Annotated in this window: 16 protein-coding genes; 3 read left to right on the plus strand and 13 right to left on the minus strand. The window is 74.2% G+C overall.

Annotation, left to right across the window (positions count from 1 at the left end; all coding sequences use genetic code 11):
• Positions 1–17: 17 nt before the first annotated feature.
• Genes EV188_RS23755 through EV188_RS23775 form a run of 5 tightly spaced genes read right to left on the minus strand, consistent with a single transcriptional unit; the run spans position 18 to position 5,140 of the window.
• On the minus strand, positions 18–800 hold the full coding sequence (locus tag EV188_RS23755; protein WP_133828782.1) for an alpha/beta fold hydrolase: 783 nt from the start codon (positions 798–800) through the stop codon (positions 18–20).
• A 1-nt stretch (position 801) separates the two neighbouring features.
• A complete protein-coding gene (locus EV188_RS23760; protein WP_133828783.1) occupies positions 802–2,454 on the minus strand; it encodes a glutamate--tRNA ligase in 1,653 nt (550 codons plus the stop codon).
• A 30-nt stretch (positions 2,455–2,484) separates the two neighbouring features.
• Positions 2,485–3,666, minus strand: a complete 1,182-nt coding sequence (locus tag EV188_RS23765; RefSeq protein ID WP_133828784.1) for an SPFH domain-containing protein — start codon at positions 3,664–3,666, stop codon at positions 2,485–2,487.
• Positions 3,666–4,154: an NfeD family protein gene (locus tag EV188_RS23770; protein WP_133828785.1), complete on the minus strand. Its 489-nt coding sequence runs from the start codon at positions 4,152–4,154 to the stop codon at positions 3,666–3,668. Before EV188_RS23770 ends, EV188_RS23765 begins: the two co-directional genes overlap by 1 nt.
• A gap of 41 nt (positions 4,155–4,195) precedes the next feature.
• The gene (locus EV188_RS23775) at positions 4,196–5,140 is read right to left on the minus strand and encodes a DUF3097 family protein (protein ID WP_243741949.1); all 945 of its coding nucleotides are present in this window, start codon (positions 5,138–5,140) and stop codon (positions 4,196–4,198) included.
• Positions 5,141–5,753: 613 nt separating this feature from the next.
• Here EV188_RS23775 and EV188_RS23780 point away from each other — a divergent pair.
• The gene (locus EV188_RS23780; RefSeq protein ID WP_133828786.1) at positions 5,754–6,545 is read left to right on the plus strand and encodes a hypothetical protein; all 792 of its coding nucleotides are present in this window, start codon (positions 5,754–5,756) and stop codon (positions 6,543–6,545) included.
• A gap of 26 nt (positions 6,546–6,571) precedes the next feature.
• Here EV188_RS23780 and EV188_RS23785 read toward each other — a convergent pair whose 3' ends face one another.
• From EV188_RS23785 to EV188_RS23795, 3 genes are read right to left on the minus strand one after another with little or no spacing between them, the layout of a single operon-like run.
• Complete coding sequence (locus tag EV188_RS23785; protein ID WP_133828787.1) at positions 6,572–7,021, minus strand: FmdB family zinc ribbon protein; 450 nt, start codon at positions 7,019–7,021, stop codon at positions 6,572–6,574.
• Between the two features lie 4 nt (positions 7,022–7,025).
• Positions 7,026–8,318 (minus strand): hydroxyacid-oxoacid transhydrogenase, encoded by a 1,293-nt coding sequence (locus tag EV188_RS23790; RefSeq protein WP_133828788.1) that lies wholly within the window; start codon positions 8,316–8,318, stop codon positions 7,026–7,028.
• 28 nt (positions 8,319–8,346) lie between these two features.
• A complete protein-coding gene (locus EV188_RS23795; protein WP_133828789.1) occupies positions 8,347–9,171 on the minus strand; it encodes an N-acyl homoserine lactonase family protein in 825 nt (274 codons plus the stop codon).
• A 272-nt stretch (positions 9,172–9,443) separates the two neighbouring features.
• Here EV188_RS23795 and EV188_RS23800 point away from each other — a divergent pair, with 272 nt between their 5' ends.
• A complete protein-coding gene (locus EV188_RS23800; protein ID WP_133828790.1) occupies positions 9,444–10,238 on the plus strand; it encodes a hypothetical protein in 795 nt (264 codons plus the stop codon).
• On the opposite strand, the gene EV188_RS23805 is transcribed toward EV188_RS23800, so the two are convergent.
• The 3 genes from EV188_RS23805 to fabG are packed head-to-tail and all read right to left on the minus strand — an operon-like array spanning position 10,235 to position 12,832.
• Complete coding sequence (locus EV188_RS23805) at positions 10,235–11,296, minus strand: ferrochelatase (protein WP_424922951.1); 1,062 nt, start codon at positions 11,294–11,296, stop codon at positions 10,235–10,237. The genes EV188_RS23800 and EV188_RS23805 overlap by 4 nt on opposite strands.
• A 52-nt stretch (positions 11,297–11,348) precedes the next feature.
• On the minus strand, positions 11,349–12,116 hold the full coding sequence (gene fabI / locus EV188_RS23810; protein ID WP_133828792.1) for an enoyl-ACP reductase FabI: 768 nt from the start codon (positions 12,114–12,116) through the stop codon (positions 11,349–11,351).
• A gap of 11 nt (positions 12,117–12,127) precedes the next feature.
• Positions 12,128–12,832, minus strand: coding sequence for a beta-ketoacyl-ACP reductase (fabG, locus tag EV188_RS23815; protein WP_133828793.1), 705 nt, complete (start codon positions 12,830–12,832; stop codon positions 12,128–12,130).
• A 153-nt stretch (positions 12,833–12,985) separates the two neighbouring features.
• On the opposite strand from fabG, the gene EV188_RS23820 reads away from it, so the two are divergent.
• The gene (locus EV188_RS23820; RefSeq protein WP_133828794.1) at positions 12,986–14,101 is read left to right on the plus strand and encodes an alpha/beta hydrolase fold domain-containing protein; all 1,116 of its coding nucleotides are present in this window, start codon (positions 12,986–12,988) and stop codon (positions 14,099–14,101) included.
• Positions 14,102–14,110: 9 nt separating this feature from the next.
• Here EV188_RS23820 and EV188_RS23825 read toward each other — a convergent pair whose 3' ends face one another.
• Positions 14,111–15,082 carry a VWA domain-containing protein gene (locus EV188_RS23825; protein ID WP_133828795.1) on the minus strand — a complete coding sequence of 324 codons (972 nt, stop codon included), beginning with the start codon at positions 15,080–15,082 and terminating at the stop codon, positions 14,111–14,113.
• On the minus strand, positions 15,082–16,044 hold the full coding sequence (locus EV188_RS23830; protein WP_133828863.1) for a DUF58 domain-containing protein: 963 nt from the start codon (positions 16,042–16,044) through the stop codon (positions 15,082–15,084). The genes EV188_RS23825 and EV188_RS23830 overlap by 1 nt, the downstream gene beginning before the upstream one ends.
• Between the last annotated feature and the right edge of the window lie 75 nt (positions 16,045–16,119).

Consider the following 16,119-nt stretch of genomic DNA (forward strand, 5'->3'; position numbering starts at 1 on the left):
GGCGGAATGTTCCGGCGTCAGAGCAAGATGTCGATCAGGACGCGCGCGAGGTCCGCCGGCTCCCAGCCGTGCTCGGCGCCCGGCACCTCGCCGCGCTCGGCGTCGGGCAGCGCGGCGACCAGCGCGTCGGCGGCCTCGACGAGGAACGGCCAGGCGCTGGTGCCGGTGAGCACAGTGGTCGGCACGGTGACCTCGCGCGCGAGCCTCTCGTCGCGCAGCGCGTCCGCCGCCCACGCCAGCGCCTCGGCGTCGGCGGCGGTGGTCGGCGCGAGGCGCAGGTGGTGCTCGCGGTCCGGTCCGGCGAGCATGCCGTCGAGCCACTCCGGGGGCATGCCGTCCATGGCGAAGCGCAGCACGGCCTCGAGGTCGCCGGTCGCGCTGCGCTCGACGATCCCCCGGTGCCACGCGCGCGCCTCGTCACCGCCGTCGGTGCCGACCGGCACCTCCCAGAGCACGAGGCGGTCCACGCCCGGGACGTGTGCCGCCGCGGCGAGCGCGATCGCCCCGCCCGAGGAGCTGCCGTAGAGCGCAGCGCGCCCGCCGAGCTCGTCGACCAGCGCCCGGATCGCCGCGACCTCCCCGGCCAGCGTGAACGGCGCCTCGCCCGTGGACTCGCCCCGGCCCGGGCGGTCGTGGTGCACGACGTCGAACCCGCGAGCGGCGAGCTCGCTCGTGAGCGTGCGGGTCGCCGGGTCGGTGGCCCGCATCTGCCCGAGCCCGCCGACGAGGACGAGCGGGCGCCCGCCCGAGCCCTCGCGGTCGTAGGCGACGCGCCGCCCGTCGTCGGTGCGGACGTACACGTCAGCCCGCCAGGGCTCGCAGGCGGCGCACGACCTCGTCGGCGCCGAGGGCCCGGGTGACCTCGTAGAGGTCAGGGCTGCGCTGGGCGCCGGTGATCGCCACGCGGGCCACGTTGGCGGCGTCGCGCAGCATGCCGGGGTAGGCGTCGGGGTCCTTCTTGTACGTCTTCGGGTTCGGGGCGAAGCCGTGGCGGTGGGCGAGGTCGCGGATCTGCTGGAACCAGGTCGGCTGGTCGCCCTCGTGGACGTAGGTGTCCGCCAGGTCCGCGGCGACGGTGCGCACCAGGTCCGCGTCCAGCTCGCCGAAGCGCTCGTCGGCCGGGTCGGTGACGTCGGTGAAGAGCTCCGGGAAGAAGAACCCGTAGGCCTCGCGGAAGTCCGACCACTTCGCGAGGTCCTTGCGCGGGTTCTCGACGCCCACCCGCTCGACGTCGATGGCCGCGAGCACCAGCTCGGGGTTCGCGTCGAGCACCTTGACGATCTCGGGGTCGTACTCGGCGGCCCAGGTCCGGACGCCGGCGACCACGTCGGGGCCGGAGAGCGTGGCGATGTGGTCGGCGGAGATGTCGCTGAGCTTCACCGTGTCGACCAGCGGGCCGGCGAGCCCGAACTCGTCGAGGCGCAGCGGGGTCGTCAGGGCCTCGGCCAGCGGCATCTCGGCGAGGCGGGGGTTGGCGAGCCCGCGCAGGTAGTACTGCACGGCGGGCACCGGGAAGCCGGCCTCGAGGTAGAAGTCGACCGACGCCTCGGGGTCCTTGCGCTTGGAGAGCTTGCGCTTGGAGCCGCCCTCCTGCTTCATCAGCGGCGCGAGGTGCGCGTAGTCGACGGGCTCGAAGCCCAGCGCGTCGAACAGCTGGCGGTGCGTCGGCACCGACGACAGCCACTCCTCGGTGCGCACGACGAGGTTGGTGCGCATGAGGTGGTCGTCGACGGCGTGCGCGAAGTGGTAGGTCGGGAGCCGGATCGCGTTGTCGGAGCTCTTGAGGATCACCACGTCGTTGTGGTTGTCCTCCATCTCCACGCGACCACGGAGACGGTCGGTGAACGCGAACCGCTCCCCCACCCTGCCTTCGGAGCGGAACCGCGCCACCCACGGCTTGCCGGCGTCGAGGGCCGCCTGCACGTCCTCCTGCGCGGCGTCGCGCCACGGCGCCCAGCGGCCGTAGTAGCCGGTGGGCAGCTTGAGGGTGCGCTGCGCATCGGAGATCTCGGCGAGCTCCTCCTTGGTGGCGAAGTCCGGGTAGGCCTTCCCCCGGCGCATCAGCTCGCGGACGTGGGTCTGGTAGAGCGCCGCGCGCGCCGACTGGTGGTACGGGCCGTAGTCGCCGGCGGGCGCGGGGATGTCGCCCTCGTCGGGCACCAGGTCGAACGCGTCGAAGGCGCGCCGGAACTGCGCGTCGGCGCCCTCGACCTCGCGGCTCTGGTCGGTGTCCTCGATCCGCAGCACGTAGACGCCCCCGGTCGAGTGCGCGAGGTCGCGGGACACCATCGCCGTGTACAGGCCGCCGACGTGCACGAACCCCGTCGGGCTCGGGCCGAAGCGCGTCACCAGCGCGCCGTCCGGCAGGTCGCGCGGGGGGTAGCGCTCCTCGAGCTCGGCGGGCTCGGGCAGGTCGGCCGGGAACAGGCCGTCGACGAGGGCGCGATCGAGCATGACGCCCGATCCTACGAGGTGGCCGCCGGGTCAGACCGTGTCGGGCGGGATCGCGTCCCCGCTCGCGTGGCGCCCGGCACCGTTGGACTCCGGTTCGGCCGACGTCGCGGCCTCGGCCCGCTGCTCGGCGGCGGCCACGACCTTGGCGATCTCCGGGTCGGTGCTGGTGTCGAACCAGTCGGCGACGTCGTCGTCGGTCTGGCCCGGGCGCGTGACGGGGGCGCCGTCGTCCGGCGAGGGCGTGTAGCGGAAGACGCCGTCCTCGCCCGGCGCGCCGAGCATCTTGGTGAAGCCCTCGAGCGCCTTGCCGAAGTCGCTGGGCACCATCCAGACCTTGTTGGCTTCGCCCTGCGCCATCTGCGGCAGCGTCTGCAGGTACTGGTAGGCCAGCATCTCCGGGGTCGGGCGGCCGGCCTTGATGGCGGCGAAGGTCTTCTCGATCGCCTTGGCCTCGCCCTGCGCCTGGTAGTACTGCGCGGCCCGCTCGCCCTGGGCCCGCAGCATCGTCGACTGCCGGTCCGCCTCGGCCTCGAGGATCGCGGCCTGCTTCGCGCCCTCCGCGGAGAGGATCGCGGCCTGTTTGTTGCCCTGCGCCTCGGCGATGGCGGCCTCGCGGTGGCCCTCGGCGGTGAGGATCATCGCCCGCTTCTCGCGGTCGGCCTTCATCTGCCGCTCCATCGAGTCCTGGATCGAGGGCGGCGGGTCGATCGCCTTGAGCTCGACACGGACCACCCGCAGGCCCCAGGGCCCCGTGGCGTCGTCGAGGGCGCGGCGCAGGCGCGAGTTGATCGTCTCGCGGGACGTCAGCGCCTCCTCCAGGCTCATCCCGCCGACAACGTCGCGCAGCGTCGTCGTGGTGAGCTGCTGGACGCCGTTGATGTAGTCGGAGATCTCGTAGACCGCGTTGCTCGGCTCGGTGACCTGGTAGTACACGACGGTGTCGATCGAGACCGTCAGGTTGTCCTGGGTGATCACCGGCTGGGGCGGGAACGAGACGACCTGCTCCCAGAGCGCCACCCGCTCGCGGATACGGTCGATGAACGGCACGAGGAACGTCAGGCCGGGGGCCGCGGTGCGCTGGTAGCGCCCGAGCCGCTCGACGACGGCCGCCTCGGCCTGGCGGACGACGGTGATGCTCTTGACCACCGCCGTGATGATGAGGATCAGCGCGGCGGCGATGACCACGTAGAGCACGAGCGTCGCGGGATCCATCAGGTCTCTCCCTGGAGGGGCGGTCGGGTCGGGCGGGGTCCGGGTGCCGGCCCGGCGCCGGTGACCACGGCGGTGGCTCCGCGGATGTCGACGACGACCACGGGGTCGCCGGTCGCGAGCACGTCCCCGTCGTGCAGGGGGCGCGCGGTCCACAGCGCGCCGCCGATGCGCACGGTGCCGGCGTCGCCCGCGGTGATCGCGTCGACGACCTCGGCCTCGGCGCCCAGCAGCGCCTGCGGGCCGGCGTTGACGGGGCCGTCGGCGCGGTCGGTGCGGAAGCGGCGCTGCAGCGCGGGGCGCGCGACGAGGACCAGCGCGAGGGCGCTGAGCCCGAAGACGGCGACGTCGACCCCGAGCGGGGCGCCGAGCGCGGAGGCCCCGGCGGTGACGAGCGCGGCGAGCCCGAGCATGAGCAGCACGAAGGTGCCGGTCACGAGCTCGACCGCGACGAGCACCACCCCCGCGATCGCCCACAGCAGCGGGATCACACCGGCGAGTGTGCCAGATGCCACTTGCCGGGAGCGTGAGTTCAGGGGCCGACGGTCACGAAGTCGATCAGCTGCTCCATGGCCGTGATCAGGGGCGTCTCGAGGTCCGACCACGTCGACACCGACGAGAGCACGCGGCGCGCGCCGGCCCGGTCGTCGCCCCAGCCCAGGGCCTCGCAGACCCCGGTCTTCCAGTCGATGCCGCGCGGCACCGTCGGCCAGGCCTCGATCCCCACCGCGCGGGGCTTCACGGCTTCCCAGATGTCGATGTAGGGGTGGCCGAGCACCAGCACGTGCGCGGCCGCGGGCCCGAGCTCGCGGCGCAGGCCGTCGGCGATCCGCGACTCCTTGGAGCCGGTGACGAGGTGGTCGACGAGCACCCCGAGGCGCCGGTCCGGCCGGGGCGCGAACTCGCGCGCGGCCTCGACGAGCACGTCGGCCCCGTGCAGCGGTTCGACGACGACGCCCTCGACGCGCAGGTCGTGGCCCCAGACGCGCTCGACGATCTCGGCGTCGTGCAGGCCCTCGACCCAGATCCGGTGCGGGAGCGCGGTCTTCGCGCGGACGTCGTCGACGCGCCGCGAGCCCGACGCCGAGCGCTGCGGGGCCTTATCGGCCGCCGCCGCCCGCTGCGGGGGGACGAGCGTCGCGGGGCGTCCCTCGTGGAGGAACGCGGCGGGCTTGTTCGGGAAGAGCCGGCGTCGCCCCGCGGCGTCCTCGAGCACGACCTCGCGGATGTCGGCGCGGATGACGGCGCCGCAGAAGGTCTCGGCGGCGTCCTCGACGACCAGTCCCGGCTCGGCGACGACGGTGACGACCTCGCGGGCCGGCTTGTGCGGCGCGAGCCCCGGCAGCCCGCCGGTGCGCCCGGCGCCCGAGGACGGGCCGCCGCCACCCCGGGCCGGGGCGCGCACCGCCCCGCCGGTCGATCGGAACCCGGGGTCGCCGGTGGAGCCGTGCATCCCCCGGCCCTGCGTTCTCGCCACGCGCGGACGCTAACGGGACGCGGTGATCGTCCGGGGTCGACACGCCCGCGCGGTGCCCGTGGTGTGTGCAGCGAGGGTCACCCCGGGTGCTTGGGACGCAGCGAGGGAGTCCCTCGCTCCGCGGGGCGGCGGGGTGCCGCGAGGCGAGGGGCACGTTCCGCATGATCGAGAGGCCCCGGCGCCTGCGGAACGCGCTTCTCGGTGCTCGCCACGACGATCTCTCGGGAGTGCCCTCAGGGTTCCCGACGTGCCGACAGCCCCGACGGCTCTGTCGAGAGATCGTTCTGGGGAGCACCGTCGACGCCCCTCGTCGCCGCGACAGGCACGTTCCGCACGATCGAGAGGCGTCAGCGGCTGCGGAAGGTGTCCCTCGCCTTCTCGGTGCTCGCCACATCGATCTCTCGGGAGTGCTGTCAGGGCTGGTGCGCGCCGACAGCCCTGACGGCTCTCTCGAGAGATCGTTCTGGAGAGCACCGTCGACGCCCCTCGTCGCCGCGACGGGCACGTTTGCGCATGATCGAAGGACCCCGAGACCTGCCGAAGGTGCCCCTCGGCGACGCCGACGGAGCACTCCCGGCGGCCGGGCGGCGGAGGCCCCGGTAGCGTGGATCGGGTGCCGTGCGCGAGTGCCTCCCTGGCCGTGTGGACCGCGGCGTGGCTCGCCGGGTCGGCCGCCGCCGACGACGTCCTCGACGCGCTGGGCCCGTGGTCCGAGGCGCACGACGTCGTCGCCGCCGACGCCGCGACCGCCGCGGTGACCGACCTGCCGACACCGGACCACGCCGGTGCCGGGCTCGCCACGCTGCTCGTGCTCGCGCGCCAGCGGGTCTCGCCGATCGGGTCGGACGCGCGCCTGGTCATGCCCGCGCCGGGCGACGTCCGCGGGCTGCCGGGACCCGAGGCGCTGCGGGTCGCGGCGATGGAGGCCGGCGAGTGCGCGGTGCTCGCCGGGGCGGGGCTGGCGGCCGTGCCGGCCCCGGTCGCCGACGGCGTGCTGCGCTGGACCGTGCACCTCGTCGACGAGGTCCCGCCCGCCGCGCACCCGAGCCTGTCCGACGCCGAGCACGACCTGCGCGGCTCCGTGCGCGACGCCGCCGACACCCTGGCCGCGATGGACGTCGCGCGCCCGAAGGCCGGGGTCCGCGAGGAGATCGCCGACCGGCTGCGCCGCCGGCCCCACGCGAACTGGCCCGCCGGCACGCCGGGACGTCCGCTGCGGGTGCTCCAGCACGCCGACGAGGTCGAGGCGATCCTCGTCGCGGCGTCGGGCGACGACCCGGGCGGCGCCGTGACGTCGTCCGCCACGCTCGCCCGCACCGACGCCCTGCGCCCGCTCGCCACGGCCGTGCGTGCGGCGCGGGTGGCGGCGGTCGCCGAGACCGTGCGGGCGCTGACCGCCGCCTGACCCGCAGGTCAGACGGCGGTCAGGACCTAGTGGCCGTGCCCGTGACCATGACCGTGGCCATGGCCGTGCCCCGAGGACCCCGTGTCCTTCTTCGGTGCTGACTCCGACGAAGACGACGAGTGCCCGATGTACGGCTCCCCCGCGCGCAGGGGTGCCTGCTCGTAGCGACCCTCGTGCGCCGCGACGGGACGCGTGTCGCCGCGCAGCTCGGGGTGCTTCGCCTCGAGCTTCTGGCGCTGGTCCCACTGCTTCTGCAGCCCGGTGACGTACTCCCGGTTGCCGCGGTAGGTGCCCTTCCAGGTCTGGGGCATGTACTCCTTGGACGGCCCGGGGTCGGCGGTCCCGTGCAGTGCGGGGCGGGACGGCACCTTGCGCGTCTCGCCACCACACTCCGGGCACGCCGGCGCCGGGGCGTCCCGGCCGATCAACCGCTCGAACCGCGAGCCGCAGTCGCAGCGGTAGTCGTAGATCGGCACGGGGTCACCAGTTCTCGACGGACTTGCGGAAGATGTCCGCTATGTCGTCCTCGGTGGGCGTCCGGGGGCAGGTCGCGAGCAGCCGCTGCTGCTTCATCGTCCCGTCGACGAGGTCCGGGATGTCGCCCTCGCCGAAGCCGACGGCGCCGATGCCGTTCGGGATCCCGATGTCGCGCATGAGCTCGGTGACCACGTGCGGCAGCTGCTCCGACGCGTTGTTCTGCGTCTCGGCGTTCGGCCCGAGCATCCGCGCGGCCGCCATGTGCCGGTCGGGTGCGGAGTCGAAGCTGAACCGGAAGGCCTCCGGCGCCGTCAGCGACACCGACATGCCGTGGGGCACCATCGCCTCGTCCGACGGGTAGCCCGCCGGGTGGAAGTCCCGGACCTGCCCGGCGATCGGGTAGGCGTTGGCGTGCGGGATGTGGACGCCCGAGTTGCCGAAGCCCATGCCGGCGAACGTCGCCGCCATCATCATGTCCATCCGGGCGTCGACGTCCTCGCCGCCCCGCTCGACCGCGGTGCGGAACGAGCGGGCGAGCAGCGACATCGACTTCTCGCACCAGAGGTCCGAGACCGGGTTGGACCCGCAGTAGGTCACCCGCTCCTCGGGCTTCTTGCGGTCGAACGTCGTGTACCAGCGCGCGGTGTACGACTCGAGCGCGTGGCAGACGATGTCCATGCCCGACGCCGCGGTGACCTCCGGCGGGAGGGTCATCGTTAGCAGCGGGTCGACGACGGCGAGGGTCGGGCGCAGCCGCCAGCTGCTGATGCCCGTCTTCACGCGCAGCGAGAGGATGTCCAGCACGCACATGGCGGTGGACTCCGAGCCCGTGCCCGCCGTCGTCGGCACCGCGATCAGCGGCTTGAGCTGGCCCGGCGGGGTCTGGGCCTTGCCGACGGGCTTGTTGACGTAGTCCATCAGGTCGCCGGGGAAGGTCGTCAGCAGGTTGACGGCCTTCGCGGTGTCGATCGCCGAGCCGCCGCCGACGGCGACGAAGCCGTCCCACGGGCCCTGCTGCTGGGCGTAGCCGACGGCCTTGTTCATCGAGTCGTCGGTCGGCTCGACGTGCACGCCGTCGAAGATCTCGACGGTCATGTCGTAGCGGCGGATCTGGTCCGCGATGCGGTCGGGCAGGCCGGTCTGCTGCATGCCCGGGTCGGTGATCAGCAGGATGCGCTTCGCGCCGTACTGGGCGAGGTCGAAGCCGATCTCGTCGCAGGCACCCGCGCCGAACTTCAGCGGCGGGGCGCCCCACGTGAACACCGACTCTTCGGTGGGAACCGGGGGGACGGTCATACCGGTGAGATCTCCGATCAGGTGTCGATCAGGTGTAGGAGCCGCCGCCGTTGCCCACGGTCTTGAGCTGGTGGATCTGCTCGGAGTCGTGGCCGAAGACGACCGTCGCGTTGGTCTTCTCGGCGACCCCGCGGATCTTCTCGACCGACGAGTAGAACTGGCCCATGTCGTTGACGATCGCGGCCGGCGTCGTGGGCGGGCCGTAGCTCTCGCCCATGTAGACGGCGTCCGAGGTGAAGATCATCGTGCCGGTGTCGGGCAGGTCGACCTGCATCGACATCGTGCCCGGCGTGTGCCCCGGCGTCTGGAGCAGCGTGACCCCGGGCAGGAACTCGGTGTCGCCCGAGACCGTCTCCCAGTTCAGCGCCTCGTAGTCGGTCTTGAGGTGGGCGCCGTTGAAGAGGCCGTCGAAGCCGAACGCCCAGTCCTTCTCCTTGTCACTGCAGATGAGCTTGGCCGACGAGTCCTTGAACATGTCGGCGTTGCCGCAGTGGTCGAAGTGCAGGTGGGAGAGCACGACGTAGTCGATCTGGTCGACGCCGACGCCGATCTGGCGCAGGCGCGAGTCGAGGTACTCGTCCTCGCTGACCTTGTCGTAGGGGAAGAAGTCCTGCAGGCCCGTCGGGCCCCAGCGCTCCTCCCAGTCCCGGGGGCAGCTGGTGTCCCACAGGATGGTGCCGTCGGGGGTCTCGACGAGCACCGTGTGCGTCGGGACGTCGGCCCACTCGGTGGGCTGGTCCCGCATCTGCCGGGGGCGGATCGAGCGCCCCGGCTTGAGGAGCAACCACGTCAGGTCCGCGGTCATCATGCCGCAGTCCAGGATGCTCACCTTGATCTCGCCACTCGCAGCCATGGGCGCTCCTCCGCGTGCCGCGTGCCGAATCGGGGGTCGCAGCCGGGGCGCCGCACCGATCATGCATGCATCACCGGCCACGTGACGCCGGACACTAGCGATGCTCACGATCGACGGCAAATGATCAGGTGAGGGCTCTGTGCCGGCGCGGACGGCGACGGCACGCTGCTCCATCAGGGTGGCGGCTGCTGTGACGGAGGGTGACGATCGGGCAGGCTGAGGCCGTGACCGCTCCTCCCCCGTCGGCCGGGACGTCGACCCATCGTCGCGCTGTGTGGGCGCGACGCTCCCGCCTCGCGGCGGCTCGGCGGGCGCCGTTCTGGACCCTGCTGGCGTCCGGTGTGGTCGCGGGGCTGTCGGCGCCGATGATCCACCTCGCGATGTCCGACCGGTGGCGCGACGCCGCGGGGATCCTGCCCGAGGGCCTGGTCCGCCTCACGGTGCTGGCGGCGCTCGGGCTGGTCGTCGCGGTGTGCGCGACGGCCGCCGGCCTGTTCTGGGCCGCCGGCGCCCTCGGGGAGGCGCCGACCGACGACGTCGAGCACTACGGCGGCGGGCGCCGGGGCGTCCTCGCGTGGGCCGACCGGTACGCGACGACCGGGCGGACGACGCTCGAGGACACCCCCGACGCCCGCGTGGCGGCCGCCCGCGACGTCCAGGGCCGGCGGGCCCTGCCGGCCACGGTGGCCGGGGCCCGGGTCGCCGCCTCCCGCGAGCGCCCGCACGGCGTGGCCGCCTACTCGGTCACCGTGCCGGAGGGCTCCGTCACCGTGACCGCCGACGAGGGCCCGCGCGGCCTCGTCGACTGGACCCTCGACGACGGGCGCGGCACGACGCTGCGCTGGCGCCACCACCTCGCCGACCGAGTGCCGCGGGTGACGCTGGTCGACGGGCACGGCACGGCCTGGTGGGTCCGGCGCACGAGCCGGACGGCGCTGGCGGCCGAGGTCCCCGACGAGCTCGACCCGGCGGCCGCCCGGGTGCTCGTGCTCGTCGTCGACGACCAGCTGGCCAACGCCCGGCACCTGCGCTCGGCGATGGCCGCCTCGGGCGGCGGCGGGGACTAGCGCGCCGGGCGCTTCGCGGGCTCGCAGCACCCCGGGTGGCAGAGGGCTCCGTTGCAGCCCACGCCGGCCCGCGGCGCCGACCCCAGCTCACGCGGCGCCGCACCGTCGACCTGCTCGGCGATCAGCTCCACGACCATCTCGACGAAGCGCGGGTCGGAGCCGGCGCTCGCGGCGCGGGCGAACCCCATCCCGAGCTTCTCGGCGTGCTCGGCGGCCTCGTTGTCGAGGTCCCAGACGACCTCGAGGTGGTCGGACACGAACCCGACCGGGCTGACGACGACGGCGTCGACGCCGCGGTCGTGCAGGTCGTCGAGGTGGTCGACGATGTCGGGCTCGAGCCAGGGGATCTGCGGCGGCCCGGAGCGCGACTGCCACACGAGGTCGTGGTCGGCGGCGTCGACGGCGTCGGCGACGAGCCGGGCGGCCTCGCTCATCTGTCGCGAGTAGCGGTGGCCGCCCTCCTCGGGCGGGCCGGCGGTGCGGTCGGCCGACTCGGGGATCGAGTGCGCGGTGAAGACCAGCCGCGCCTCGTGGCCGGCGTCCAGGCGCTCGCGGGCGGCCCGGACGCCGTCGGCGACGGACGCGACGAACAGCGGGTGGTCGTAGAAGTGGCGCAGCTTGACGAGGTCGGGCGCGTAGCCCGTCCGGTCGACGGCCGCCTCGCGGGCCCGGGCGATGTCCTCGTGGTACTGCCGGCACGCCGAGTACCCGCCGTAGGCGCTCGTCGCGAACACCAGCGCGCGCCGGACGCCGTCGCGGGCCATGCCCTCGACGGTGTCCTCGGCGAGCGGGTGCCAGTTGCGGTTGCCGAAGTAGACGGGCAGGTCGCGGCCGGACTCCCGCAGCGCGCGGGACAGGTCGGCGACGAGGCGTCGGTTCAGCTCGTTGATCGGGCTGACGCCCCCGAAGTGCTGGTAGTGCTCCTCGACGGCGTCGAGCCGCTCGGGCGGCACGCCGCGGCCCCGCGTGACGTTCTCGAGGAACGGGCGGACCTCGTCGGGGCCCTCGGGGCCCCCGAAGGACAGGACCAGGACGGCGTCGTAGGGCTCGGCACTCACGTCGTCCAGCATCCCCCCGGAGGACCGGGGCTACACGGCGAGACCTCCCTGGCTAGGCGCCCATCGCGTGGTACCCGCCGTCGGCGTGCACGACCTCGCCGGTGGTGGCGGGCAGCCAGTCCGAGAGCAGCGCGCAGATCGTCCTGGCGACCGGCGTCGGGTCCTCGAGGTCCCAGCCCAGCGGCGAGCGCTGCACCCAGGCCTCCTCGAACGTGTCGAAGCCCGGGATCGACTTCGCGGCCATGGTGCGCACCGGGCCGGCGGCGACGAGGTTCGCGCGGATGCCCTCGGGGCCCAGGTCGCGGGCGAGGTAGCGCGTGGTGGCCTCGAGCGCGGCCTTGGCGACGCCCATCCAGTCGTAGCCGGGCCAGGCGACGGTGTTGTCGAAGTCCATGCCCACCAGCGACGAGCCGGGCCCGAGCAGCGGCTTGCAGGCCATCGCCAACGACTTGAACGAGTAGGCCGAGACCTCGACCGCCGTCGCGACGTCCTTCCACTCGGTGTGCAGGAAGTTGCCGCCCAGGGCGTCCATCGGGGCGAAGCCGATGGAGTGCAGGACGCCGTCGAGGCCGTCGACGTGCTCGCGGACCGCGTCGGCGAGACCGTCCAGGTGCTCCTGGTCCTGCACGTCCAGCTCGATCACCGGCGCCTCGGTGGGCAGCCGCTTCGCGACGCGCTTGACCAGCGACAGCCGCCCGAAGCCGGTGAGGACGACGGTGGCGCCCGCCTCCTGCGCCGCCTTCGCCGCGTGGAAGGCGATCGAGGCGTCGGTGATGATCCCGGTGACCAGGATCCGCTTGCCCTCGAGCAGGTTGCTCACTGTCTCCCCTTCTAGTGGCCCATGCCGATGCCGCCGTCGACCGGCAGCACCGCGCCCGTCACGTACCCGGCGTCGTCGGAGGCCAGCCAGGCGACGGCCTTGGCGATGTCCTCGGGCGCGGCGGTGCGCCCCAGCGGGATCGAGGCGAGGAGCTCCTCGCGGCGCTTGTCGGTCAGCTCGGCGGTCATGTCCGTGTCGACGTACCCGGGGGCGACGACGTTCGCGGTGACGCCGCGCCCGCCGAGCTCGCGGGCCGTCGAGCGCGCCAGGCCCACGAGGCCGGCCTTCGAGGCCGCGTAGTTCGCCTGGCCCGGCGCGCCGGTCAGCCCGACGACGCTCGAGATGTAGATCAGCCGGCCGTAACGGGCCTTCATCATGCCGCGGACGGCGCGCTGGGTGACCCGCCAGGCGCCGGTCAGGTTCGCGTCCACGACCTCGGTGAACGCGTCCTCGGGCATGCGCATGAGCAGGCCGTCGCGGGTGATCCCGGCGTTGGCGACCACCACCTCGACCGGCCCGTGCTCGGACTCCACCTGCGAGAACGCGGCGTCCACGGACTCCGAGTCGGTGACGTCGCACGGCACCCCGTGCAGGCCCTCCGGCGGCTCGCCCGAGCGGTGGGTCACCACCACCGTGTACCCGCGCTCGGCGAGCTCGCGCGCCGTGGCGAGCCCGATCCCGCGGTTGCCTCCCGTGACCAGCACGACGCGGCTCACGCGACTCCTCTCGTTCTGCGGGAGACGAAGCGCAGCGGAGCTCGACCCCTCGATCAGTGCGGCCGCGGAAGGGTATCCGCTTTGCGCCCGGCCCGTGGGAGCGCGACCGAACGGCGCCTTCCGGTCGTGTGACCCCGCTCATAGGTTGTATCCATGACTGCCACCGACGCCACCCCGACCCTCCCCGGCCGGCTCGGCGACCCCTCGCTGGACCTGCGCACCGACCCCCGCGCGAAGCCCGGCCTCGTCGCGGCCCTCGCCCCGTTCGGGCTCGACGGACCCGCCGCCGAGCCGCCGCTGACGCGGGAGGCCGGCCGGGACGCGGTGGCCGAGGCCGTCGGCGGGCTGCACGACGCGTTCAGCGCCCTCTACGCGAACATCCCGCTCGACCTGCCGGGCGACGCGCCCGACGACGCCGTCGAGGTCACCGAGACGTCGGTGCCGTCGCCCGACGGCCACCTGATCCCCGTGGTCCTCTACCGCCCGGCGGGGGTCGCCGGACCGTTGCCGTGCGTCGTCTACATCCACGGCGGCGGCATGGTGATCCTCGACGCCGAGACCCGCGTCCACGACCGCTGGTGCCGCGAGCTCGCCCTCACCGGGGTCGTCGCTGCGCGGGTCGGGTTCCGCAACGCGTGGACCGAGCTCGGCCCGCACCCGTTCCCCGCGGGCCTCGACGACTGCGCGACGGCCGTGCGGTGGCTCGACGACCAACGCGGCGAGCTGGGCCTGACCCGCATCGTCCTGCAGGGCGAGTCCGGCGGCGCGAACCTCGTGCTCGCCACGACGCTGCGGGCCAAGCGCTCGGGCGACCTCGACGCCATCGACGGCGTGTACGCCTCGGTGCCCTACGTCAGCGGCGGGTACGCGTGGGACCGCGCGCGCAAGCTCCGCGAGCTCCCGTCGATGGTCGAGAACGACGGCTACTTCATCAACTGCGCGCTGATGGACCTGCTCGTCGCCCAGTACGACCCGCACGCCCGCCACACCGAGGACCCGCTGGCCTGGCCGTACTTCGCGACCGCCGACGACCTCGCCGGCCTGCCGCCGCACGTCATCACCGTCAACGAGCTCGACCCGCTGCGCGACGAGGGGCTCGCCTACTACCGCAAGCTCCTCGCGGCCGGGGTCCCGGTCGAGGGGCGGGTGAACCTCGGCATCGTCCACGGCGCCGAGATGATCTTCCGGCAGGCGCTGCCCGCCGAGCACCGCGCGGCGATCGCCGACATCCGGGCCTTCGTCGACCGGTTGACGGTCGACCACATCTAGCTCCGACGTCTAGGGAAGCCGCTGCCCCGTGACGATCGCGGTGGCGGCCCCCAGGACGACGAGGATGGTGGCCGCGAGGAACCAGCGCCCGGACAGGTCGACCGTGCGCTCCTCGTAGCCCACCTGCTCGGCGAGGTTGGCGTAGGTCTCGCGCAGGTCCAGCTCGGTGGACGCGCGCCGGAAGTCGCCGCCGGAGAGCTGGGCGATCTCGCGCATCTGGTCGTCGGCGACGGCCACCGACACGGGGCGCCCGTCGATCTCGATCTCGCCGTACTCGGTGCCGAACGAGATCGCCGAGATCGGGACGCCGGCGGCGCGCGCCTCGGCGGCGGCCGGGAAGGCGCCCCGGTCGTCGGCGGGGTCGGTGGTCGGCGTCGTCTGCTTGCCGTCCGAGAGCAGGATGATCCGCGCCGGCGGCGGGCCCTCGGGGCCCCGGATCTGGCTGCCGAACGCCCGGATCGCGGCGAGGCTCGCGCGGATCGCGTCGCCGGTGCCCGTCGACTCGGCGAGCTGCAGGCTGCCGATCGCGTTCTTCACCGCCTGGCGGTCGGTGGTGGGCGTGACCAGCGTGGACGGCGTCGCCGCGAACGACGAGAGGCCGAGGTTGATGCCGGCGGGGAGCTGGTCGGCGAACGCGGACGCGGCGGTCTCGGCGACCTGCAACCGTGAGGGCTCGACGTCGGTGGCGCGCATGGACAGCGACACGTCGATCGTCAGCATCACCGTCGCCCGGTTGCGCGGGACCTGGGCGGTGCCCTGCGGGCCGGCCAGCGCGATGACCATGAGCACCAGCGCGACCAGCACGAGCGCCATCGGGACGTGGCGCCACCGCCCCGGCCCCTTCGGGGCGACGCGCTCGAGCAGCGCGAGGTTGGTGAAGCGCATCGTGTAGCGCTGCCGGCGCCGGTTGATCCACCAGTAGCCGACCGCCAGCGCGGCCACGACCAGCAGGCCGAGGAACCACCAGGGGTGCGCGAACATCAGCGCCCTCCGGCGGTCTCGGGCACGCGGCCGGTGCTCGCCCCGCCCGACCAGCCGCGCTTGCGCGCCACGGCGAAGCGGACGACGTCGGCGATCCAGTCGCGGTCGGTGCGCAGCACGAGGTGCCCGGCGCCGCAGGTGCGCAGGGCCGCGGCGACCCGCCCGCGGTGGGCGGCGGCCTCGGCGGCGAAGCGCCGGCGCAGCGTGGGCGTGGTGGTGACCTCGCGGTGGCGCCCGGTCTCGGGGTCGGCGAGCACGACGGTGCCGACGTCGGGGAGCTCCTCGTCGCGGGGGTCGACGACCTCGACGGCGAGCAGGTCGTGACGCGCCCGCAGGGCCCGCATCGCGCGCTCCCAGTCGACGTCGCCGAGGAAGTCCGAGACCACGACGACGAGCCCGCGGCGCCGCGGCGGGCGGCGCAGGGCCTCGAGCGCGCCGGGCAGGTCGCCGCGCGTGCCCTCGGGGGCGGTCGGGGTGGACGCGATGCGGCGCAGCAGGTCGCGGGCGGCCGCCTCGCCGCCGCGCGCCGGCAGGCGCCGGGTCTCGGCGCCGGTGGCGACGACGGCGCCGATCCGGTTGCCGCCCCCGCGGGTCAGGTGCACGACCGCGGCGCACGCGGCGACCGCGAGGTCGCGCTTCTCGCAGGCGGCGGTGCCGAAGTCGAGGCTCGGCGAGAGGTCGACGACGAGCTGGGTCTCCAGCTCCCGGTCGGCGATCGTCTCGCGGATGTGGGGCTCGGTGGTGCGCGCGGTGACCGACCAGTCCATGCGCCGCACGTCGTCGCCGGGCTGGTAGGGCCGCGGCTCCCCCGCCTCGGTGCCCGGACCGGGGACGAGACCCAGGTGGTTGCCCTGCAGCAGCCCGTCGAGGCGGCGCCGGACCGAGAGCTCGAGGGTGCGCAGCGACCCGGACAGGCGGGCCTGGGTGCGCTCCCCCGCCACCTCGTCGGGACCCGAGGGCACCGGGGAGGTCGGCGGCGGCGCCCACGCCGGGCGCGGCTCGCCACCGGGCGTCTCGGCCGGCGGGGCGCCCGGTGG

Source organism: Actinomycetospora succinea (assembly GCF_004363095.1).
In the GTDB taxonomy this organism is placed as follows: domain Bacteria; phylum Actinomycetota; class Actinomycetes; order Mycobacteriales; family Pseudonocardiaceae; genus Actinomycetospora; species Actinomycetospora succinea.

Excerpts from the sequence above, each read along its gene's own strand:
- EV188_RS23760 (WP_133828783.1), bottom strand. The coding sequence starts at position 2,454 with ATGCTCGATCGCGCCCTCGTCGACGGCCTGTTCCCGGCCGACCTGCCC.
- EV188_RS23820 (WP_133828794.1), top strand. The coding sequence starts at position 12,986 with ATGACTGCCACCGACGCCACCCCGACCCTCCCCGGCCGGCTCGGCGAC.
- EV188_RS23790 (WP_133828788.1), bottom strand. The coding sequence starts at position 8,318 with ATGACCGTCCCCCCGGTTCCCACCGAAGAGTCGGTGTTCACGTGGGGC.
- EV188_RS23825 (WP_133828795.1), bottom strand. The coding sequence starts at position 15,082 with ATGTTCGCGCACCCCTGGTGGTTCCTCGGCCTGCTGGTCGTGGCCGCG.
- EV188_RS23765 (WP_133828784.1), bottom strand. The coding sequence starts at position 3,666 with ATGGATCCCGCGACGCTCGTGCTCTACGTGGTCATCGCCGCCGCGCTG.
- EV188_RS23795 (WP_133828789.1), bottom strand. The coding sequence starts at position 9,171 with ATGGCTGCGAGTGGCGAGATCAAGGTGAGCATCCTGGACTGCGGCATG.